Origin of the sequence: uncultured Maribacter sp. (assembly GCF_947500405.1) — a bacterium.
In the GTDB taxonomy this organism is placed as follows: domain Bacteria; phylum Bacteroidota; class Bacteroidia; order Flavobacteriales; family Flavobacteriaceae; genus Maribacter_B.
Map to the genome: position 1 here is coordinate 196,962 of NZ_CANMRY010000004.1, position 21,292 is coordinate 218,253.

Consider the following 21,292-nt stretch of genomic DNA (forward strand, 5'->3'; position numbering starts at 1 on the left):
ACGACTATCTTATTTTAATGAAATTAGGTTTTAAAGCACTTTTTGTGCATTTTTTTGTTCTTGTTTTTTTTGTAGTAGCAGCTTTGCTTTACTTTAATCCTGTTTTGCAAGGGAAAGTTATACAACAATCGGACATTGTACAGTATACAGGTATGGCAAAAGAACAGAATAACTTTAGAAAAGTTACTGGAGAAGAACCGTACTGGACTAATAGCGCTTTTGGTGGTATGCCTACTTTTCAATTAGGGGCATATTATCCTCATAATTACGTAAAGAAGCTTGATAATTTAATTCGTTTTTTACCACGTCCTGCAGATTATTTATTTGTTTATTTCTTAGGCTTTTATATTCTTTTATGTTGCCTTAAGGTTGATTATAGATTGGCTGCTTTGGGAGCATTAGCATTTGGTTTTTCTACCTATTTAATTATAATCCTTGGCGTAGGGCACAATGCCAAGGCACACGCTATTGGCTATTTGCCTATGTTGTTAGGAGGTATTGTTTTAGTTTTTAGAAAAAAATACATTGGAGGCTTTATACTTACTGCAATTGCAATGGCTTTAGAAGTAGGGGCAAACCATTACCAAATGACCTATTATTGTATGCTCTTAATATTAATTATGGGAGCTGTTTATTTTGTAAACGCTATTCTTAAAAAGAAGTTTAAACACTTTGCAATTTCAATAGGAATATTATTACTAGCAGTAGCACTTGGTATTGCTACAAATGCTACTGGTTTAATGGCTACTAAGGAATATGCAGATTGGAGCACCAGAGGAAAATCTGAACTTACGGTAAACCCTGATGGCTCTCCAAAAGAAAACAGGGGCGGACTTAGTAAAGAATATATTACCCAATACAGTTATGGTATTGTAGAGTCTTTAAATATTTTTGTTCCTAGGTTATTTGGAGGTTCTAATGGGGAAAATTTAGGAGAAAGCTCTAAAACATTTAATTTTTTAACAGATCAAGGAATAACAAGAACGCAAGCAATTTCTTTTTCTAGTAGGTTACCTTTATACTGGGGAGACCAGCCAGGTGTAGCTGCACCAGCATATATTGGAGCAGTAATCTTTTTCTTATTTATAGTAGGATTATTTATAGTACAGCGCAAAGCTAAATGGTGGTTATTTGGTGGTACAATTATGTCTTTAATTTTATCTTGGGGAAAGAATTTTAGCCTATTGACTGATTTTATGATAGACTATTTTCCGTTATATGATAAATTTAGAGCAGTTTCCTCCATACAAGTTATTCTAGAGTTATGTGCACCAGTTTTAGCTGTTTTAGCTGTTAATGAGCTGTTTAAAAATAAGGTTACATCAACAAAAAAAATAAATGCTTTAAAAATTTCCGCAATTACGGTAGTTTCTATTTTAATTAGTTTATTACTTTTTAAAGGAATGTTTAATTTCTCTGGTAGTGATGATGCTTTTATAAAGCAAAATTACGGTAATGAATTAATGGCGTTGATTAAGCTAGATAGAGAAGCTGTGTATACGAATGATACTCTACGCTCTCTTTTGTTTATAGCTTTAGCATCAATAACATTATGGTTGTATATAAAAGGAAAGGTAAAAGAAAATCTTCTTGTTTTAGGATTAGGGGTTTTAATTCTGGTAGATTTAGTAGGGGTAGATAAGCGCTACGTAAATAAAGAGGACTTTGTTAGTAAAAGACAAATGAATGAACCTTTTAGGCAAACTGCTGTAGATAAGCAAATTGCAGAGGATGAAGGCAATTATAGAGTATATGATCCTCAAGAGGGATTAAATGGTGCTCGTACTTCATATTTTCATAAATCTATAGGAGGGTATCATGCAGCTAAACCTGCTGGAATTCAAGATCTGTTCGATTTTCATATTTATAAAGGTAAAGTAAGCGTGTTAAATATGCTTAATGTAAAATATGTAGTGCAGCAAGATGAAGAGGGTAGAAGTTACCCAGCAGTTAACCCAGATGCAAACGGTAATGCATGGTTTATTAAAAAGCTTGTGCCTGTTACTACAGCAAATGAAGAAATACAGGGATTAGGAACTTTGGATAATAAGAATGAAGCTATTTTTAATACTTCAAATTTCCCAAATATAAATAGATTCGCTTTTCAAACAGATTCTACAACAACAATTCAACTTAAAGATTATAAACTAAATCATTTAATCTATATTTCTAAAAATGAAAATGCAGGTGTAGCTGTATTTTCTGAAATGTATTATGGTAATGGTTGGAATGCTTATATAGATGGCGTATTAACAGATCATTTTAAAGTGGATTATGTTTTGCGAGCATTAAAAATACCAGAAGGGGAACATAAAATAGAATTTAAATTTGAACCTAAAGTTGTAAAAGACGGTAGTACAATTGCCTTAGCAAGTTCTTCATTACTAGGGTTCTTAATAATGCTAGGAATAGGTTTTACTTTTTGGCGTTCTAGAAAAAAGGAAAAAGTGTAATGAAAAAAGTGCTGATAATAGCATATTATTGGCCGCCAGCTGGTGGGCCAGGAGTGCAGCGTTGGCTAAAATTCATTACATATCTAAGAGATTTTAATATAGAACCTGTTCTTTATATTCCAGAAAATCCGCATTACCCTATACAAGATGCTAGCCTTTTAAATGAAATTCCTGAAGGAATTACTATTTATAAAAATTCAATTTTTGAACCTTATAAATTGGCAAGTATCTTTTCATCAAAAAAAACAAAAAGAATTAGTTCTGGATTAATTCAGACTAAAAGGCAATCCTTTTTAGAAAAAATATTTCTTTGGGTTAGGGGTAATTTGTTTATTCCAGATGCTCGTAAATTTTGGGTAAAACCTTCTATTTATTTTTTAGAAGATGTCATTAAAAACGAAAAAATAGAAACAATAATTACTACAGGGCCGCCACATAGTGTACATTTAATTGGTTTGGGTTTAAAGAAAAAATTAAATATTACATGGATTTCAGATTTTAGAGACCCCTGGACAACCATAGGCTATCATAAAAAATTAAAACTTACAAATGCTTCTAAAAAAAAGCATAAGTACTTAGAGAGTAAAGTTTTAAATACAGCAGATAAAATTATAGTTACAAGTGCTACAACAAAAAAAGAATTTAAGACAATAACGGCGCAACCAATAGAAGTTATTACGAATGGTTATGATTTAAAAATTTCAAAGGACGTAATATTAGACTCTAAATTTACAATAGCGCACATAGGTTCTTTATTAACCGGTAGAGACCCTGATAATTTATGGAAAGCATTATCAGAACTACTTTCTGAAAATGAAAATTTTAAAAACTTATTTTCTTTACAATTAGTAGGTGTTGTTAGTGATGATGTTCTAGAGAATATAAAAAAATACAAACTTGTTAATAATACTGAAATTATTGGGTATTTGTCTCATAAAGATGCAATTGCCTTTCAAAGAAAATCTCAGGTATTACTTTTAGTAGAAATAAATTCAGAAGAAACTAAAGGAATAATACCGGGAAAAGTTTTTGAATATTTAGCGGCTAAAAGACCTATCCTAGGAATAGGTCCTAAAGACTGGGAAGTTGGACAATTAATAAAAGATACTAATTCTGGTGAAGCTTTTATTTATGATAGTAAGGAGAAATTAAAAGAGATTATTCTAAAATGGTTTAACTTGTATCTTACTAATAAATTAGAAAGTACTTCTAGTAGTATAGAAAAGTATAGTCGTAAAGCATTAACAGAACAATTAGCGAAGCATCTTTAATGGGAATAGTATTAAAACAGTCATTAAAAAATACAATAGTTACCTATTTAGGTTTTGCTATTGGAGCTATAAATACATTGTTTTTATATACAAGTTTCATGAAAGAGGAGTATTACGGTCTTATTCAAGTAATATTATCTATATCTGCTGTTTTAATGCCACTTATGGCTTTTGGAGTACCAAATACTTTGGTGAAGTTTTATAGTGTTTTTAAAGAAGGTAAAAGTAAAGAGTCTTTTTTAACCTTAATGTTATTACTTCCTTTATTGTTTATAATACCTATAGCTCTTATTAGTTTTTTTGCTACAGATGTGATAGGAAATATACTTTCTACTAAAAACCCAATAGTAAAAGATTATGTCTGGTACATTTTCTTAACAGGAATGGCAATGGCTTATTTTGAGATTTTTTTTGCTTGGGCAAAAATTCAAATGAAATCTGTCTTTGGAAATTTTATGAAAGAGATTTTTTGTAGAGTAGGGCAAACCATTCTATTACTCTTGCTATGGAAAAAAGTAATAACAATAGACATATTTATAAAAGCTTTAGTTGGGTTTTATATTCTTAGAACGGTTATTATGAAGATCTATGCTTATAAATTACGTATGCCTAAATTAATGTTTAGCTTACCAAAAAACACAAAAGATATTTTAAAGTATAGCACTTTAATTATTTTGGGAGGGTCTACGGCAATTGTATTATTAGAGGTAGATAAAGTGATGTTAAATAATTTTCTAGAAATAGAGAACGTTGCTTATTATGCTGTTGCAGGCTTTATAGCCACAACTATAGCAGTGCCATCTAGAGCAATGCATCAAATTACATACCCAATAACGGCAACATATATTAATGCTAAAAATTATATTTCTTTAAAAGAGTTGTATCAAAAAAGTTCACTTACACTTTTTATTATTTCAGGGTTATTATTTTTATTAATTATAATAAATATTAAAGATATATATTCTTTTTTACCAGAGGCATATAGTAATGGTTATCTTATTGTTTTTTGGATAGGTTTAGCAAAAGTTTACGATGCTCTTTTGGGGAATAACAATTCTATTTTATTTAATTCAGATTATTATCGTTCCGTTTTATTTTTAGGGGTGTTATTAGCTGTTTTAGCTGTAGGATTCAATTTTTGGTTAATTCCTAAATTTGGAATAAAAGGAGCTGCAATAGCTAGTTTTTCTGCTTTTTTTGTATATAATTCTTTAAAATTACTATATGTAAAAGCTAAATTTAAAATACAACCTTTTACTATAGAAACCTTAAAGATTTTAGGATTATTAATTAGTGTAGGATTTGTATTTTATTATATGCCGCTTACTTTTCCCCCAATTTTAGCGATACTAGTTAAAAGTAGTTTAGCACTTATTTTATATATTGGAATATTATATAAACTTAGCATTTCTAGAGATGTAAATGTTTTAATTGATTCTGTTATTAATAAAATAATTAAGTAATTTGTTTATTGCAAATAAGTAATATACTCTTTTATTGTATAAGTTTTATTTGTAATAGTAAAAGCAAAAATTTCAGAAAATGAAAACTAGAAGAGAATTTACTAAGCTCGCTGCATTAGGAGTTATAGGAACAATACCTTTTAATGGTTTAGCTAACCCTTTATTTAACTCTGTAGTAGATTTAAATACAGATTTAGACATTTCTATATTTTCTAAACATCTTCAGTTTTTAGATTATGAGACTACGGGGGCTATGGCTACAGAAATGGGGTTTTCTGGTGTAGATTTAACAGTGAGGCCAAAAGGTCATGTATTACCTTCTAATGTAGAAAAAGATCTTCCAAAAGCTATAGCGGCAATAAAAAAAGGAGGTTCTTCATGTAAAATGATAACAACGGCTATAGAAAATGCATCTAAGCAATTAGATATTGCAGTTATTAAAACAGCAGCCAAAGAAGGGATAGAGTATTATAGGTCTAACTGGTTTGCATATAAAGAAGAAATTTCTATGGAAGATTCTTTAGCTTTTTATGTAAAAGAAATACAAAAGTTAGGAGTTTTGAATAAAGAGTGGGGGATTGTTGGTTGTTACCAAAACCATGCAGGTTTAAAAATTGGAGGTTCATTCTGGGAAGTTAAAAAAATATTGGAAACAGTAAATCCTAATTATTTTGGTGTACAGTATGATATTAGGCATGCAACAGTAGAAGGAGGTGTGTCTTGGAAAAATGGTTTGGCATTATTACAAACTTACATAAAAACTATAGTCCTTAAAGATTTTAAATGGGTACAAGTAAAAGGAGAATGGAAACTTGTTAATGTACCAATAGGGAAAGGTATGGTAGATTTTGATGCTTATTTTAAGTTGTTAAAAAAGTATGGTATAAAACCACCAGTTTCTTTACATTTAGAATATGATTTAGGAGGAGCAGAGAAAGGTAAACGTAGTATAACTGTAGATAAGAAATTAGTTTTTGATGCTATGAAAAAAGATTTAAAAGCAATTAATGTTTTGTGGAAAAATGCATAAAAAGAAACCCCATAGCATATAAATTTGCTACGGGGTTTACAACCAACCTAAAAACTTTCTTTATTATCTTCTGCTACTTCTTGTAGTTACAGATTTTTTATTACTTCTTGAACTTCTAGAAGGAGCTTTTGTTACTCTTTTAGAACTACTACTTCTTGAAATTGTATTTCTACTTCTAGTAGGTGTTCTGCTAATTGTTCTTTTACTATTAGAACTTCTTGTAGATACACCAGTACTTCTAGAGTTTCTTTGTGTATTATTGCTTCTTTTTACAACGGTTCTATTTGTTGTTCTAGATACAGGTTTTCTATATGTCTTAGTAGTACGTGTTACTGTAGTACTTCTAGGTGTTTTTGTTACTTGTCTTTTTGTAACTATACTTCTTCCAGAATTGCTTCTATAAGTTTTAGTATTACCTCTTTGAGCAGTACTTCTTTTTATAGAAGTATTGTTATTTCTGTTTGATCTAGGAGTAATGTTTCTATTTGTATTTCTACTTCTATAAGTGTTAGAACGTACAGCAACTCTTTTGTCATTTCTATAAATTTTAGACCTAGTATTTCGCATTTTATTGTACCTGTGTTCACGTCCAATTTTAGCGTACACTCTTCTTGTATTATATCTATACGGTCTATGATACGTATAACGAGTAGGAGTGTAATACCTTCTGTAAGGTCTATTATATACTAAACATAAATTAATAGAAGGTCTTAAAAACAGCCTGTGAAAAGGTCTAAAAACATAGGTCCTATTAAATCTGTTAATATAACCAGTATGGTAGTTAAAAATTCCTCTTTGGTTATAGTATACATGCATACCACCAACTCTAAATACTCGTCCATTTCTATACGCAATATCTACATTTCCTATGTTAGAAACACGTCCGTAATAGTCATAATAAATAGGAACGTTTTCTACTTGTATTACAGCACCGTAATCATCATATTGTGCGTAAGGGCTATAATCGTAACCAGAATTAAATGTTATATTACTATTTGTTCTTCCTAAACGGTTATCTATATAAAAATCGAATTCGCCATCTGGGAATACAGAAAACGTAATGCCATTTTCTACAAAAATAAAAGAGTTGTTGTATTGATAAGCATTGCGTGTTGCAACCTTATCATCAGTTGTACTAGCGTAGCTACTTAATGTACCTAAAACAATCGCTGTAAAAAGGAGTACTAATTTTCTCATGATATAAGGTTTTAAATTCTGAATGTAACTATTTACATTCCCTTAGTACATACCAAACAGCGTGCCAAAAAAATAGTATTTTATTTAAACAACTTATAATCAATGGTTTAAAATATTTTTTTATCAAAATTTAATTATCCAATTTCTCTTTTAAATAAGGAGCAGTGAAAGATTTTTTACTTTTTACAACCACTTCTGGAGTACCTTGCGCAATTAATTGTCCGCCATTATCACCACCTTCTAACCCCAAGTCTATAATATAATCTGCACATTTAATTAGCTCTATATTATGCTCAATTACCACAATAGAATGTCCTTTTTCTATTAAAGCTGTAAAAGATTTTAGTAGTTTTTTAATATCATGAAAATGTAAACCAGTGGTTGGTTCATCAAAAATAAATAGGGCTTTGTCTTTTGTTTTACCTTTAACTAAGAAAGATGCGAGTTTAATACGTTGTGCTTCTCCACCAGAAAGTGTAGAAGAGGATTGCCCTAAAGTTACATAGCCTAAGCCTACATCTTGTAAAGGTTGTAATTTATTTACTATTTTATTTTGCTCGTGGATTTTAAAGAATGCAATTGCATCATCTATTGTCATGGTTAGGACATCGTCTATACTAGCGTTTTCAAATTTTACTTCTAATACTTCTTTCTTAAAACGTTTCCCATTACATACATCGCATTCTAAATGCACATCGGCCATAAACTGCATTTCTACAGTAATTTCACCATCGCCTTTACATTTTTCACATCGGCCGCCATCTACATTAAAAGAAAAATGTTTGGCTTGGTATCCTCTAATTTTACTTAATTTTTGTCCAGCAAACAAGCTACGAATATCATCATAAGCTTTTATGTAAGTAACAGGGTTGGATCTAGAGGATCTACCAATAGGGTTTTGGTCTACAAATTCTACGTGTTTTATATCTTTATATTTTCCTTCTACACTAGTAAATTGTCCAGCTTTTTCACCATAACCGCCAACTTCTTTTAAAAGTATTGGATACAGCAACTTCTTAACTAAAGTACTTTTTCCGCTACCAGAGACACCAGTGACAACAGTAAGTACATTTAAAGGGAAGAGGACATCTATATTTTTAAGATTATTTTCTCTTGCTCCTTTAATTTCTATATAATTAGCGTATGGTCTTCTTTTTTTAGGAACTTCTATAGACATAGAACCATTAAGGTAGCTAGCTGTTAAAGAATCTGTTTTTAACACCTCTTTTAATGTACCATTGGCTACTACTTTACCACCATGGGTTCCAGCTTTTGGACCAATATCTATTACCTGGTCTGCAGCTTTCATAATATCTTCATCATGTTCTACAACAATAACCGTATTACCCAAGTCTCTTAAAGATTGTAGCACAGTAATTAGGTTTTCGGTATCTTTTGGGTGTAAACCTATACTAGGTTCATCTAATATATACATGGAACCTACTAAGCTACTTCCTAAAGAGGTTGCTAAATTTATACGCTGACTTTCGCCACCAGATAAGGTGTTAGATTTTCTGTTTAAGGTTAAATAACTAAGTCCTACATTATCTAAAAAGCCTAATCTAGAATTTATTTCTTGTAATAGCCTAGATGCAATTTTTGTATCGTGTTCATTTAGTTTTAATGCAGAGAAAAAAGCAATTAACTTTTCTATGGATAGGTTTACAAGTTGGTTAATAGATGTGTCGTTTATCTTTACAAAATTGGTTTCTTCCCTTAGTCTACGTCCTTTACAAACGGGACATTTTGTTTTTCCTCTATATCGAGAAAGCATTACTCTGTTTTGAATTTTATAACTCTTTTCTTCTAACATAGAGAAAAACCCATGGAGTCCAGTAAAATACGAGTTGCCATCCCAAACCAGTTGCTTTTGTTCTTCAGATAGTTGAAACCAAGGTTTGTGAATAGGAAAATTAAACTTATAGGCAGCATTCACCAAATCATCTCTGTAGGCACTCATGCTTTCTCCTCGCCAAGCAAATATGGCGTTTTCATAAACGGAAAGAGCTGTATTAGGAATTACCAAATCTTCATCTATACCTATAATATCTCCATAGCCTTCACATTTTGGGCAAGCTCCATAAGGATTATTAAAACTAAAAAGATGTACGTTTGGTTCTAGAAATTGTAAACCATCTAATTCAAACTTATTACTAAAATAATTTTGTTTCTGTGTTTCTAACTCTTCTATAATACAACTTCCTTTACCTTCAAAAAAAGTAGTATCTATAGCATTAGCTAAGCGATTATAAAAATCCTCATCATTTTTAGTAATAATACGATCTATTACTAAATAAAACTCTTTTCCAATATTTTTTGGAGCTTGGTCTATTCGTAAAACTTTGTCATTGAACTTTATTCTTGCATATCCTTGTTTAGAAAATAGTTCTAAAGATTTAATAGCGTCTCTGTCTTCTGCAATAGTTATAGGAGCTAATAAAAGTAATTTTGTATTATCGGTATAAGTCTTAACATGGTTAACCACATCTGTAACTGTATGTTTTTTTACTTGTTTACCAGAAACGGGAGAATAGGTTTTTCCAATACGAGCAAATAACAATTTTAAATAATCATAAATTTCTGTAGTAGTACCTACAGTAGATCTAGGATTTGTAGAATTTACTTTTTGTTCTATAGCTATTGCTGGTGCAATACCTTTTATATAATCTACTTTTGGTTTATTAAGTTTTCCTAAAAACTGTCTTGCATAAGAAGATAAGCTTTCTACATAACGTCTTTGGCCTTCCGCATAAAGTGTATCAAAGGCTAAACTAGATTTTCCTGAACCAGATAATCCAGTAATAACTACCAATTTATTTCGTGGAATTACAACATCTATATTTTTTAAATTGTGCAGTTTAGCACCTTTAATTATGATGTTTTCTTTTGGATTAACTTCTAGTAGTACAGACATGATTTAATTTAGAAAAACAAAGATACAATATGCCTTTAATTTATACGCAAAGTAATTAAACTCGGGGGCTAAAAGTTATATATTATATAGAGTCATTTGTTTTTAACATTTAATTTTTAGTATATTTGACAAACATTAAACGTTAATACGCCTATAGAAACAAGATTACTTTTTAAAGTTAGAATAGTACCCACAAGACCTTTTCATATGAAAAGGCCCCCAATTTTAACCCTAAAAAGTAAATCTCTATGGAACTACAGATTAACGATTCTATATTAGTAAAGCAATTTATAGATGGCGATGAAAGAGCTTTGGAAGCTCTTATTAATAAGCATAACAAACGTATTAATGGCTTTATTTATTCCAAGGTCGGTGACCGTGAAGTAACCGAAGATATTTTTCAAGATACTTTTATGAAAGTTATAAGAACCCTTAAAAGAGGAACTTATAATGAAGAAGGTAAATTTTTACCATGGGTCATGCGTATTGCGCATAATTTAATAATAGATCATTTTAGAAAAACGAATAGAATGCCAAAGTTTGATGGTTCTGATAGTTTTAGTATTTTTTCTATGATTGGTGATGATAAGCTAAACATTGAAAAGCAACTTATAAAAGACCAAATTAATTCTGAACTTTCTCAATTAATTAAGGAGTTACCTAAAGATCAACAAGAAGTTTTAGAAATGCGTATATATAAGGATATGAGTTTTAAAGAAATATCTGATAATACGGGCGTAAGTATTAATACAGCTTTAGGAAGAATGCGCTATGCATTAATTAACCTTAGAAAGATAATTGAAGAACATAATATTGTTTTAACGAATTAATAGGTAAAAGGTCGACTAGTTTTATTACTTTGTGCAATGAAGGCGTTCTACTATTGAAACAAAATCAAAAGTACTATGGAAAAAATTTACACTAAAGCACAAAAAGAATGTGAACTTATAAAGGCACAACCTGAAACGATTCAGTTTTTATTAAACTATTCAAAGTCTTTAAAAGTTACAGAAGCTAAAGGAATAAAATTTGAGAGTAACCTAAACTAGGTACCATTACAATATATATTAAAAGCCATTAAGATTATTTCTTAATGGCTTTTTTGTGTTTACTACTTTCCTATATTATTTAAAGAGTATAATGTTGCCCTGCATAGTTAGTAGCAATTCTTTTTTGGCAACTATATATATGTTAAAATATTGTGTAAAAAATAGAAAACAGCACTTTCACATCAAAAAGTAGGGGTTTTACAACATACTTTTTATGAAGGCCTATGTTTTATATAGTTTTAGACTGTAATTAAGAAATCATGTTGATTTTTTATTAAACAAATAAAATAACCATATAACTAAGAAAAGCCCCCTGATCTTAAAAATTAAAAAAAATCATATGTCAGTACAAATTGAAGATTCAGAATTAGTAAGAGATTATATTAGCGGTGATGAAAAAGCGTTAGAAATATTAATCAACAGACACAACCAACGTATTACTAGTTTTATCTATTCTAAAGTATTAGATAGAGATGTAACTGAAGATATTTTTCAAGACACATTTATTAAAGTTATAAAGACTTTAAAAAAAGGTAGATATAGTGAAGAAGGTAAATTTTTACCATGGGTTATGCGTATTTCTCATAACTTAATTATAGATCACTTTAGAAAGAACAAAAGAATGCCAATGTTTGAGGGGAGTGATGATTTTAATATCTTTTCTGTTATTGGTGATGATAAATTAAATGCAGAAAAGCAATTAATTAAAGATCAAGTAAACTCTGACTTAAGAGTATTAGTAGAAGAATTACCAGATGATCAGAAAGAAGTTTTATTAATGCGCATTTATAAGGATATGAGCTTTAAAGAAATTTCAGAAAACACAGGAGTAAGCATAAACACTGCTTTAGGAAGAATGCGTTATGCATTAATTAACCTTAGAAAAATTATAGAAAAGAACAATATAGTACTTACAAGTTAAAATTACTTTAGACTAGGTAAACAATATTTCTAATTTAGTGCCGTTATCTCTGTATAACAACATTAGAAATATGGAAAAAATTTACTTCGAGTACCAAAAAAAATTCAGTCCGGTAAAGGCAAGTACAGAAACTATAGAATTTCTAATAAGTTATTCTAGAGCACTTTATACGGTAAAATGTAATGATATGAAATTCAATATCTTATTAAACTAACATATAAAGCCCGTTATTTACGGGCTTTTTTACTTTTATAATAATAGTTTAAGACTGTTTTTCTTCCAATAGTTTTTGTAATTACATCTTTTTCCAAGTCCCATCCTCTAGCAGGACTATAATCACGACCATACCAAATTATTTGCAAATGCAGATCATTCCATAATTCTTTTGGAAATAATCTTTTAGCATCTTTCTCTGTCTGCACTACATTTTTACCATTAGTAAATCCCCACCTATACATTAATCTGTGTATATGAGTATCTACAGGAAATGCAGGAATTCCAAATGCTTGAGAAACTACTACACTTGCAGTTTTATGACCAACAGCAGGAAAAGTTTCTAAAATTTCTATTTCTTTAGGAACAATGCCATTATGGTTTTCTACTAGCATTTTAGAAAGACCGTAAATACCTTTAGCTTTCATAGGGGAGAGGCCTACGGGTTTAATAATTTCTCTTATTTCCTCAACAGATAATTTTATCATATCATAAGGATTGTCGGCTTTTGCAAAAAGTAAAGGCGTTATTTTGTTTACCCTAATATCTGTACTTTGGGCAGACATGAGTACTGCAATTAGTAGGGTATAAGGGTCTTTATGATCTAGCGGTATAGGAATAGTAGGGTATAATTCTTTAAGTGTTCTAATTACAAACGAAACCTTTTCCTTTATTGTCATATTTGGTTTATTTTTATACAGAAATAGAACTATAAAACTAAATAAAATTATATATGAAAACATTAAAAGTAGGAGATAAAGTTCCAGATTTTTCTGTTAAAGACCAAGATGGTAATACGGTTAGCCTATCGGACTATAAAGGAAAAAAAATTATTGTATTTTTTTACCCTAAAGCTAGTACCCCTGGTTGTACTGCAGAAGCATGTAATTTAAGAGATAATTATGCAGAATTACAAGCGAAAGGCTATAGTTTACTTGGTGTTAGTGCAGACTCTGAAAAAAGGCAAGCCAAATTTAAAGAGAAATATAATTTTCCTTTTCCGTTACTTGCAGATGAAGATCATACTGTAATTAATGCATTTGGTGTTTGGGGGTTAAAAAAGTTTATGGGTAGAGAGTATGACGGTATTCATAGAAAAACCTTTAAGGTAGATGAAGACGGTATTGTAACTTTAGTTATAGATAAAGTAAAAACTAAGGACCATGCAGCACAACTTCTAGAATAACAAAAAAAGGCATCAGATTTTACTCCTGATGCCTTTTTCATAAGTTTTTTTACAAAAAAATTATTTTTTCTTAGCTACTATTTCATCTATTTTTCTTACGAAAAGTTGCTTTTCTTTAATCATTTCGGCAAGACCTTTTGGTATCATTTCTTCCCATCCTTCTTCATTGTTTGTGATTTTTTTAAGAACATCTCTAGAAAAAATATGCATAATTTCTGGGTCGTAATCAAAAATGTCCATAACCTTTCCGTTATATTTAAAGAACTTATAAAGTTCTTTCATTCTTGGGTGTACTTTAACGTTGTTACTAGTCATTATCTGCCCAGTTTCTGTGTTTTTCATTGGGTATAAGTAAACTTGTAAATCTTTAAAGAATAATTTACCAAAAGCTTCTAAAATACCACCGCTTAAATGTCTATAATATTTTTCATCAAAGATGTCTACTAAATTATTAACCCCCATAGTAAGGCCAATTCTAGCTTTAGTATAATTATTAAAATATTCTACAAGTTTGTAGTATTCTTGGAACTTAGAAATCATAACTGTGTGCCCTAAAGAACAAAGTAATTGAGCTCTATCCATAAAATCTTGTTCATCAATTTCTCCAGAAGCTTTTAAGTTAGATAGGGTTATTTCAAAAATAACAATGGTTTTTTCTTCTTCCACCATTTTATCTCGTATAAAAATATCATACGATTTTTTAAACATATCTTCATTAACCTTCGTTACTGGCCTAAAACTACCCCTAAGTGCTAGAATGTTCTTTTTATATAAAACAGCTGCAGGTAATAAATTATTACCATCAGGGCCAAACATAACAGCATCTGTCATATCATTCTTAATAAGTCTTAAACTCATTAAGCGATTATCTACTTTTTTAAAATTTGGGCCAGAGAAATTAATCATATCAATTTCAACAGTATCCTTATCTATATGATCGTATAGATATTGTAATAATTTTTTTGGGTTGTGGTATTTATAAAAGGCACCATATATTAAGTTAACACCAAGAATACCTAAAGTTTCTTGTTGTAAGCGAGCTTCATTTTGTTTAAAACGAACATGTAAAATAATTTCGTCTAATTCTTTTTGTTTTGGGTCTAGTTGAAAACGAATACCAATCCAACCATGACCTTTATAACGCTTAGAAAAATCAATAGTTGCAACAGTATTTGCATAAGAGAAAAACAGACGATCGGGATGGTTTTCCCTACTAATACGCTCTTCCATTAATTGCATTTCATAATCTAGCATTGTTTTTAAGCGCGCTTGAGATACGTAGCGTCCATCATTTTCTACACCATAAATAGCATCACTAAAATCTTTGTCATAGGCACTCATTGCTTTTGCAATTGTACCAGATGCGCCGCCTGATCTAAAAAAATGCCTTGCAGTCTCCTGACCCGCACCAATTTCAGCAAAAGTTCCGTAAATATCTGGATTAAGGTTTATACGCAAGGTTTTTGCTTTTATGGAAGGAATGTTTTCAAATACATTATTATCCTTTTTAAGAACTGAAGCCATTTTTTGAAATTTAATTTTCACAAAGTTAGAAAGTTTGCGCAATCAATTAAATATTTATGTTATAAATTTGAAAGAAAATAATTATAGTTTGAAAATTACTTTTTTGGGAACAGGAACATCGCAAGGAATCCCAGTTATTGGGAGTACGCATCCTGTATGTTTAAGCAGTAATCCAAAAGATAAAAGACTTAGAGTATCTGTTTTAATTAGCTGGGAAAATTATAATTATGTAATAGATTGTGGCCCAGATTTTAGACAACAAATGCTTGCAAATCCTATATCTAAATTAGACGGAGTTTTATTTACGCATGAGCATGCCGATCATACTGCGGGTATAGATGATATTAGACCTTTTTTCTTTAGACAAGGAGATATTTCTATTTATGGGCATAGAAGGGTTTTAAAATCTTTAAAAAAAAGGTTTGATTATATTTTTGCACAAGAAAATAGATATCCTGGCGCTCCAGCTGTTACTGCTACTGAAGTTATAAATAATAAAAATATACTGCTAGGAAATATAAAAGTAATACCAATAGAAGGGGACCATAATAATTTACAAGTTTTTGGTTATAGATTTCTAGGCTTTACTTATTTAACTGATGTTAAGTATGTTGCAGAAGAAGAAATAGAAAAAATAAAAGGTTCAACAGTATTAGTGATTAATGCACTTAGAGAAGAACCGCACCATTCTCATTTTAATTTAGAAGAGGCTTTGGCTTTTGTAGAAAAAGTACAACCACAGAAAACTTATTTTACGCATATTAGTCATCTTTTAGGTTTTCATGACGATGTGGAGAAAAAATTGCCAGAAAACGTACATTTGGCATACGATAACCTTACTATAACAATACAATAAAAAAAATTCATGAAAAATAAACTTTTTCTTTACCTATTTATTTTTGCATCTTTAATAGCATTATATCTTTTTGTTAGCGGGGGATCTATGGTAGATGCCAAAGAAAAACGAATTTTAGGATTAGAGAATAAAGTAATTCAATTACAAGATTCTGTACAGAGTACTGAGCTTAAGGCGTTAGAAATGCAATATTTTTCTTTAGAAAATAATGATGATGCTTTAGCGTATTATGATCACTTAAAGCTTAAAGATGCCACGCGTTACATTTCGGATAAATTATTAGAAACAAATGAAACAAAAGGAAATAACCCTTTAATACCTTATGAAGGTATGGAGAACGATTTTAAGATAAATAAGATTAAAATCTTAAATCACAAATGGATTATTGCCGATTTCTCTGATGGCAAATATTGGGGAGAAGTTCTAATTAAATATGAGCTTAAGGACGATTTAGGAGTAGATTTTTCTCTTGTAGACCATCTTTTATATACCCGTAGTAATTAAATTTTATCTTCTAACCATTTTTTAAAGGAGTAAAAATTCTGTGGCGCAACACCATGCCCAACAGGAAATTCTTCATATAAATGTTCTATTCCTAAATTGGAAAGAAAAGGAGCCGATCTTTGTGCCCAGTCCACAGGAATTACTTGATCTACAGAGCCATGAGAAGCATATATACTTAAAGAAGCATGTGATTTTTTTGTATAATCTTCTTTTAAAATGGCTTCGTTAATGTAGCCACTTAAAGCTATTACATTTTTAATTTTTTCTGGGTAAGATAAGGCAACGGCATAACTAAGAATAGTACCTTGACTAAAACCTAATAAGGTTACATTATCTTTATCTAAGTTGTATGCGGTACATGCTTCCTCTATAAAAACAATTATTTTATCTCTAGATACTAAGGCTTGTTCATCATCACTCCATTTTCCTTTTTCCGCATCAAAATTAATAGCATACCAAGCATTACCTTGTGGTTGCATAGGGTAAGGAGCTCTTACCGATATTATGCAAAGTTCTTCTGGTAATTCAGGAGCAAAAGAAAATAAATCCTCCTCATTACTACCATAACCATGAAACATAAAAAGTACTGGGATTTTTTCTGTTGTTTTTGTAGATGGTTTTATAAGATGTTCTAAAGAAAGTGGTGCAGTTGTCATATTATTGAATAAAAGTAAACCATTTTTGAAATAAAGGACCTAACACAGGAACCGACTGTTTTTTATCTGTAATGGCACCTATAAATCCATAACCCCATAAAACAACATAAAAAATGTATAAGCCATACCATGCATACGCATTAAACCATTGGCTTAAAAATAAAGCAAAGCCTAAAAAAGTAATATGTAAACCAAAAGCTTGTCTAGTATGAAACCTAGCATAATCATGCTTTGGCTCTAAATTCATAGTAATTGCTATTAAAGCACCTACAATAGTAAAGTATGCTGTTATTGCTGTAGTTTTTCCTTCAGGCATTCTAAAATTTTTTGCAAGTTATACATTTTGAAACTAAAAAAGAGGTGCAAATTGCGCCTCCTTTTGTTATTCCTTAAAATAAAATACGTTATTATCCAATATTACCAATAATAGGCAATTTTTCATCTTTTAAGCTATTAGCATTCATTACGCCTAATACCATAAAAACTAATGGCGCATAGGATAAAAATTTTAGTATAGAAAGCCCTGTAACAGATATTATAATACCCATTGAAACAGAAATTATTATCCCTAGGATAAACACTCTTAAAGATTGCCCTATATGAAAAGAAACAAATTCATTTTCTTTATCGCCCCTGGTACTAAAATATGCAATTAATAATCCAATAACAGTAATATAGCTTATTATAGCCATTGTTTTTCCTTGTTCTTTTATGCTCTGATCCATTTTATTTAGTTTTTAGTAGTAGTTATAATAATATCCTAAAGATAGTTAAAAAAGAATTTCATTATTAGTTATAATACCATATACTTTTCCTCTAAGTTCTTTTTCTATAAAGGCAGAATTTTTACTAGTAGAAACAATGTTCTCTTTTTTAAAACTAAAAGTTTCTTCAGGATTAAAAAGAGTTATAGATGCTTTTTCTCCTTCTTTAATTTTAGGAGTCTCTAAACCATATCGTTCTCTTCCTTTTGTTAAAATTTCAATAGTTTTTTCTAATCCAAAAAGAGGAGTAAGAGAACCAAAAGCACTTTCTAAGCCAATAGTGCCATAGTCTGCATTATCAAACTCTACTTTCTTATTTTCAATGTTTATAGGCGTATGATCCGATGTCACAAAATCGATGACTCCGTCTTTAACTCCTTTTATTAAAGCTTTACAGTCTTTACTGGTTCGTAAAGGTGGCATTACTTTGTAATTACTATCAAAATCATGTAAAACAGTATCGTCAAAAATTAGATTATGTATAGCAACACTACAGCTTACATTAAGTCCTTTCTTTTTTGCATTGGCTATTAGTTTTACTCCATTTGCTGTAGATATTGTTGGTACGTGTAGTTTGCCTCCAGCATATTCTAATATAAATAAATCTCTTACTATTTGTAGTTCTTCTGCCAGAGCAGGAATACCTTTTAATCCTAACCTTGTACTTACGGCTCCTTCGTTTACAATGCCTTTTCCTGCTATTTTTTTGTCTAAAGGATAAGAGTATACTAGCCCTTTAAAACTTTCGGTATACTGTAAAGCAATTTTTAAAAGATTAGGGTTATCTATTGATTGTTTTGTATCATAAAAACCAACTGCACCCGCATTTTTCATGTCAAACAATTCTGCTAAAGATTCTCCCTTTGCATCATTTGTTAAGCATCCTAAAGGGTATAAGTTTACTCCTTTATTTTGTTCTGCATTTTTTAAGAAAACAATATCAGAACTAGTATCTGGAACAGGAGTAGAGCTAGGGTTTAAAATAATGTCTGTAAAACCACTTTTGGCAGCAGTTGCTATTCCATTTGCAATAGTTTCTCTTTCTTCATAACCTGGCTCTCCAAAGCTTACACTACTATCAAACCAACCAATAGATACATGTAAGTTTTTTAATTTTATTTCTTTTGTATTTGCCAGAGTATCTATTTTAGAAGCTATAGAGCTTATGTTTCCATTTTTTATTAGAATATCTCTTTTTTTAAGATGAAGTCCTTTGTTAGAACTATCGACTATTGTGGCAGATTTTAAAAGTATATTCATAATAAGGTACTTTTCTTTTTATAGGTATTCTTTAGTGTATAAAGTATAATGCTTACTTTAAAATTTTTTGAAATAGTATTTCAAGAAATATAAAAAGTAACGCTAAAATAATAAACCATTTCCAAAGGGCATTTATAGAGTTGTCTTTTTGCATTTCTGTAAAAAGATTTTCTATACTTGTTCCAACACTTTTTGCATTCAAATTTTCTATTGGTACATAGTTTAAATTACTTTCGGAACGAGTATAATTAAAACTTATATTTTGTATTGTATTTTCTTTATTATTTACTTGATAAATACCATCTTTCGTAGGGTTGTCAAAAAAGGATAAACTTACTTTATTAACAAAAGATTCTTGTCTTGGTATAAATTGATATTCTCCTTTTTTAACCGTTAAAATTTGGTCTCTTCCTAAGGAAACATTTAAATCTATAGTTGTATTAGCTCCTAGTTGTGTATACAATTGCGGCAATTTTAAGCTTTGTGCAGCCATGGAATAAAAGGTAGGAACAATTAAGGGCGAATTTTTAAAGTTAGAATTCTCTGTAGAAAGAGAAGCAGAAAAAAGATAAAACCCTTTAGTACCTATTAAAAATGCTGCATTGTTTTGATAGGATAACACCGCAGGAGCATTGGTGTTTAAAGTATAATTAGTTTTAGTAATTGGGTTTTGGAAATTAGTAACTTTTTTCTCAAATACATTACTATATATTGGATGACTAAAAGTAATGTTTGTTATTTTTTGCTCTTTGTTTATGTTTTTTTGTAAACTACTATTATTATAATATGTTGTTAACGTTTTATATGAATTTGCATCAATAGTAATGTCTGGAATAATAATTAGTGTACCTCCTTCTTTTGTAAACGAATGTAAAGCAGTAGTTAACGAATTAGGAATAGTAGGCAACTCATTAAGAATTATAGTATTTTGTTTTTGCAATAAACTATAATTAAGATTTTTTAAACTGTAGGTTTTAAAACTAAATTTGTCTTTGGTATATATTCTATTAAGGAAAGAATTTTTTTTCCCTATTGCTAGCACTTTTATTTTAGGCTCAATATCTAGGTTAAAATATAAGGTGTTATCGTATTTAAACCCATTATCTATAATATGTAGCTTCCCATGTATAGTTTCGTTTTTTGGGATGGTAAAAGTTACGTTTGCTTTTTTGTTATTATTAAAAACGGCTGCGGTTTTAGCTATAAGTTTATCCTTGTTATAAAGAGAAACTGGTGTACTTTTAATAGCTGTACTGCTAGTTAAATTTGCTACAATATTTATGTTTTCATCTTTTACTTCTTTTAGGAAAAGAGAATCTATACTAATATTAGTTATGCTACTTGGTCTTTTAACAATAAAATTGGTGTTGTTTTTTTGTAAACTATCTAGTACTATAGAGCTCTTACTTTCTTGAAAATCAGAAATTAGTATAGTGTTTTTAATAGAGGAGGGGTTATCAGAAAAAAGTGTCTTAGCTTTTAATAAAATAGCATCTAAAGGTAATTGAGTGGTACTATGCTCCAGAGAAAGCAATTCGTTCTGAATTTCTTTAATAGCTACATTTTTAAATACTTTGTTGTTTGTAAAAAGACTTGTTTTTTCATTTTTTGGAGAGGTTTTCAATAATTCTTGAATACTAGAAGTTAATAAAGTTCCATTTTCTGTAGGCGCTTGCATACTAAAAGAATTATCTATGTAAATTACAGTTTCTTTAGTTACTAAAGCCGATTTGTTAGCAAAAAATGGTTGCGCAAAAGCAAGTATTAATGCTGCAATAATTCCTAATCTACTTAACAATAGTAGCCACTTTTTTATAGAACTACTTTTTCTGGATTCAGAAATAACTTCTTGTAAAAGTTTTACATTAGTAAAAGGTGTTTTCTTAAATTTTCTAAGCTGAAAAAGATGAATAATAATAGGGATAACTAGTAGAAAAAGCCCCCAAAGAAGTTCTGGATATTTAAACTGCATACCTCTTATTAATTTCCCAAAGATACTTAAAAAAATAAGCATAAGTTTCTTTTTTTAT

19 protein-coding genes are annotated in these 21,292 nt (G+C 29.9%); 10 read left to right on the forward strand and 9 right to left on the reverse strand.

The annotated features are described in order from the left end of the window. Positions 1-17 precede the first annotated feature (17 nt). The 4 genes from Q0945_RS07330 (at position 18) to Q0945_RS07345 (ending at position 6,217) form a co-directional block, all read left to right on the forward strand. On the forward strand, positions 18-2,453 hold the full coding sequence (locus Q0945_RS07330) for a hypothetical protein (protein WP_299432789.1): 2,436 nt from the start codon (positions 18-20) through the stop codon (positions 2,451-2,453). Further along, positions 2,453-3,724, forward strand: coding sequence for a glycosyltransferase family 4 protein (locus Q0945_RS07335; protein ID WP_299432792.1), 1,272 nt, complete (start codon positions 2,453-2,455; stop codon positions 3,722-3,724). The genes Q0945_RS07330 and Q0945_RS07335 overlap by 1 nt, the downstream gene beginning before the upstream one ends. Then, the gene (locus Q0945_RS07340) at positions 3,724-5,187 is read left to right on the forward strand and encodes a polysaccharide biosynthesis C-terminal domain-containing protein (RefSeq protein ID WP_299432795.1); all 1,464 of its coding nucleotides are present in this window, start codon (positions 3,724-3,726) and stop codon (positions 5,185-5,187) included. Before Q0945_RS07335 ends, Q0945_RS07340 begins: the two co-directional genes overlap by 1 nt. Positions 5,188-5,266: 79 nt before the next feature. Next, positions 5,267-6,217: a TIM barrel protein gene (locus tag Q0945_RS07345; protein WP_299432798.1), complete on the forward strand. Its 951-nt coding sequence runs from the start codon at positions 5,267-5,269 to the stop codon at positions 6,215-6,217. A gap of 63 nt (positions 6,218-6,280) precedes the next feature. Here the strand turns inward: Q0945_RS07345 and Q0945_RS07350 are convergent, their stop codons facing one another. After that, on the reverse strand, positions 6,281-7,414 hold the full coding sequence (locus Q0945_RS07350) for a hypothetical protein (RefSeq protein WP_299432801.1): 1,134 nt from the start codon (positions 7,412-7,414) through the stop codon (positions 6,281-6,283). A 130-nt stretch (positions 7,415-7,544) separates the two neighbouring features. After that, the gene (gene uvrA / locus Q0945_RS07355; protein ID WP_299432805.1) at positions 7,545-10,328 is read right to left on the reverse strand and encodes an excinuclease ABC subunit UvrA; all 2,784 of its coding nucleotides are present in this window, start codon (positions 10,326-10,328) and stop codon (positions 7,545-7,547) included. A 248-nt stretch (positions 10,329-10,576) separates the two neighbouring features. On the opposite strand from uvrA, the gene Q0945_RS07360 reads away from it, so the two are divergent. The 3 genes from Q0945_RS07360 (at position 10,577) to Q0945_RS07370 (ending at position 12,299) form a co-directional block, all read left to right on the forward strand. After that, positions 10,577-11,158 carry a sigma-70 family RNA polymerase sigma factor gene (locus Q0945_RS07360; protein ID WP_299432808.1) on the forward strand — a complete coding sequence of 194 codons (582 nt, stop codon included), beginning with the start codon at positions 10,577-10,579 and terminating at the stop codon, positions 11,156-11,158. A gap of 75 nt (positions 11,159-11,233) precedes the next feature. Further along, positions 11,234-11,377, forward strand: coding sequence for a hypothetical protein (locus tag Q0945_RS07365; RefSeq protein ID WP_170146734.1), 144 nt, complete (start codon positions 11,234-11,236; stop codon positions 11,375-11,377). A gap of 340 nt (positions 11,378-11,717) precedes the next feature. Continuing rightward, the gene (locus tag Q0945_RS07370; RefSeq protein WP_299432812.1) at positions 11,718-12,299 is read left to right on the forward strand and encodes a sigma-70 family RNA polymerase sigma factor; all 582 of its coding nucleotides are present in this window, start codon (positions 11,718-11,720) and stop codon (positions 12,297-12,299) included. Positions 12,300-12,526: 227 nt separating this feature from the next. On the opposite strand, the gene nth is transcribed toward Q0945_RS07370, so the two are convergent. Next, on the reverse strand, positions 12,527-13,192 hold the full coding sequence (gene nth, locus Q0945_RS07375) for an endonuclease III (RefSeq protein ID WP_299432815.1): 666 nt from the start codon (positions 13,190-13,192) through the stop codon (positions 12,527-12,529). Between the two features lie 53 nt (positions 13,193-13,245). Here nth and bcp point away from each other — a divergent pair, with 53 nt between their 5' ends. Continuing rightward, positions 13,246-13,698 (forward strand): thioredoxin-dependent thiol peroxidase, encoded by a 453-nt coding sequence (gene bcp / locus Q0945_RS07380; protein WP_299432819.1) that lies wholly within the window; start codon positions 13,246-13,248, stop codon positions 13,696-13,698. A gap of 60 nt (positions 13,699-13,758) precedes the next feature. Here the strand turns inward: bcp and Q0945_RS07385 are convergent, their stop codons facing one another. After that, positions 13,759-15,222 (reverse strand): TonB-dependent receptor, encoded by a 1,464-nt coding sequence (locus Q0945_RS07385; RefSeq protein ID WP_299432822.1) that lies wholly within the window; start codon positions 15,220-15,222, stop codon positions 13,759-13,761. Between the two features lie 88 nt (positions 15,223-15,310). Here Q0945_RS07385 and Q0945_RS07390 point away from each other — a divergent pair, with 88 nt between their 5' ends. Continuing rightward, the gene (locus Q0945_RS07390) at positions 15,311-16,078 is read left to right on the forward strand and encodes an MBL fold metallo-hydrolase (protein ID WP_299432825.1); all 768 of its coding nucleotides are present in this window, start codon (positions 15,311-15,313) and stop codon (positions 16,076-16,078) included. Positions 16,079-16,087: 9 nt separating this feature from the next. Then, positions 16,088-16,582 carry a hydrolase gene (locus Q0945_RS07395; RefSeq protein ID WP_299432828.1) on the forward strand — a complete coding sequence of 165 codons (495 nt, stop codon included), beginning with the start codon at positions 16,088-16,090 and terminating at the stop codon, positions 16,580-16,582. Here the strand turns inward: Q0945_RS07395 and Q0945_RS07400 are convergent. From Q0945_RS07400 to Q0945_RS07420, 5 genes are all read right to left on the reverse strand, one after another. Beyond that, complete coding sequence (locus Q0945_RS07400) at positions 16,579-17,238, reverse strand: alpha/beta fold hydrolase (RefSeq protein ID WP_299432831.1); 660 nt, start codon at positions 17,236-17,238, stop codon at positions 16,579-16,581. The genes Q0945_RS07395 and Q0945_RS07400 overlap by 4 nt on opposite strands. A gap of 1 nt (position 17,239) precedes the next feature. Further along, the gene (locus Q0945_RS07405; RefSeq protein WP_299432834.1) at positions 17,240-17,554 is read right to left on the reverse strand and encodes a hypothetical protein; all 315 of its coding nucleotides are present in this window, start codon (positions 17,552-17,554) and stop codon (positions 17,240-17,242) included. Positions 17,555-17,645: 91 nt separating this feature from the next. Next, the gene (locus Q0945_RS07410; RefSeq protein WP_299432837.1) at positions 17,646-17,963 is read right to left on the reverse strand and encodes a DUF4870 domain-containing protein; all 318 of its coding nucleotides are present in this window, start codon (positions 17,961-17,963) and stop codon (positions 17,646-17,648) included. A gap of 45 nt (positions 17,964-18,008) precedes the next feature. Beyond that, positions 18,009-19,262: a dihydroorotase gene (locus Q0945_RS07415; RefSeq protein ID WP_299432840.1), complete on the reverse strand. Its 1,254-nt coding sequence runs from the start codon at positions 19,260-19,262 to the stop codon at positions 18,009-18,011. A 52-nt stretch (positions 19,263-19,314) separates the two neighbouring features. Continuing rightward, entirely contained in the window at positions 19,315-21,276 is a 1,962-nt protein-coding gene (locus tag Q0945_RS07420; protein ID WP_299432843.1) for a BatA domain-containing protein, read from the reverse strand. Positions 21,277-21,292: the final 16 nt, after the last annotated feature.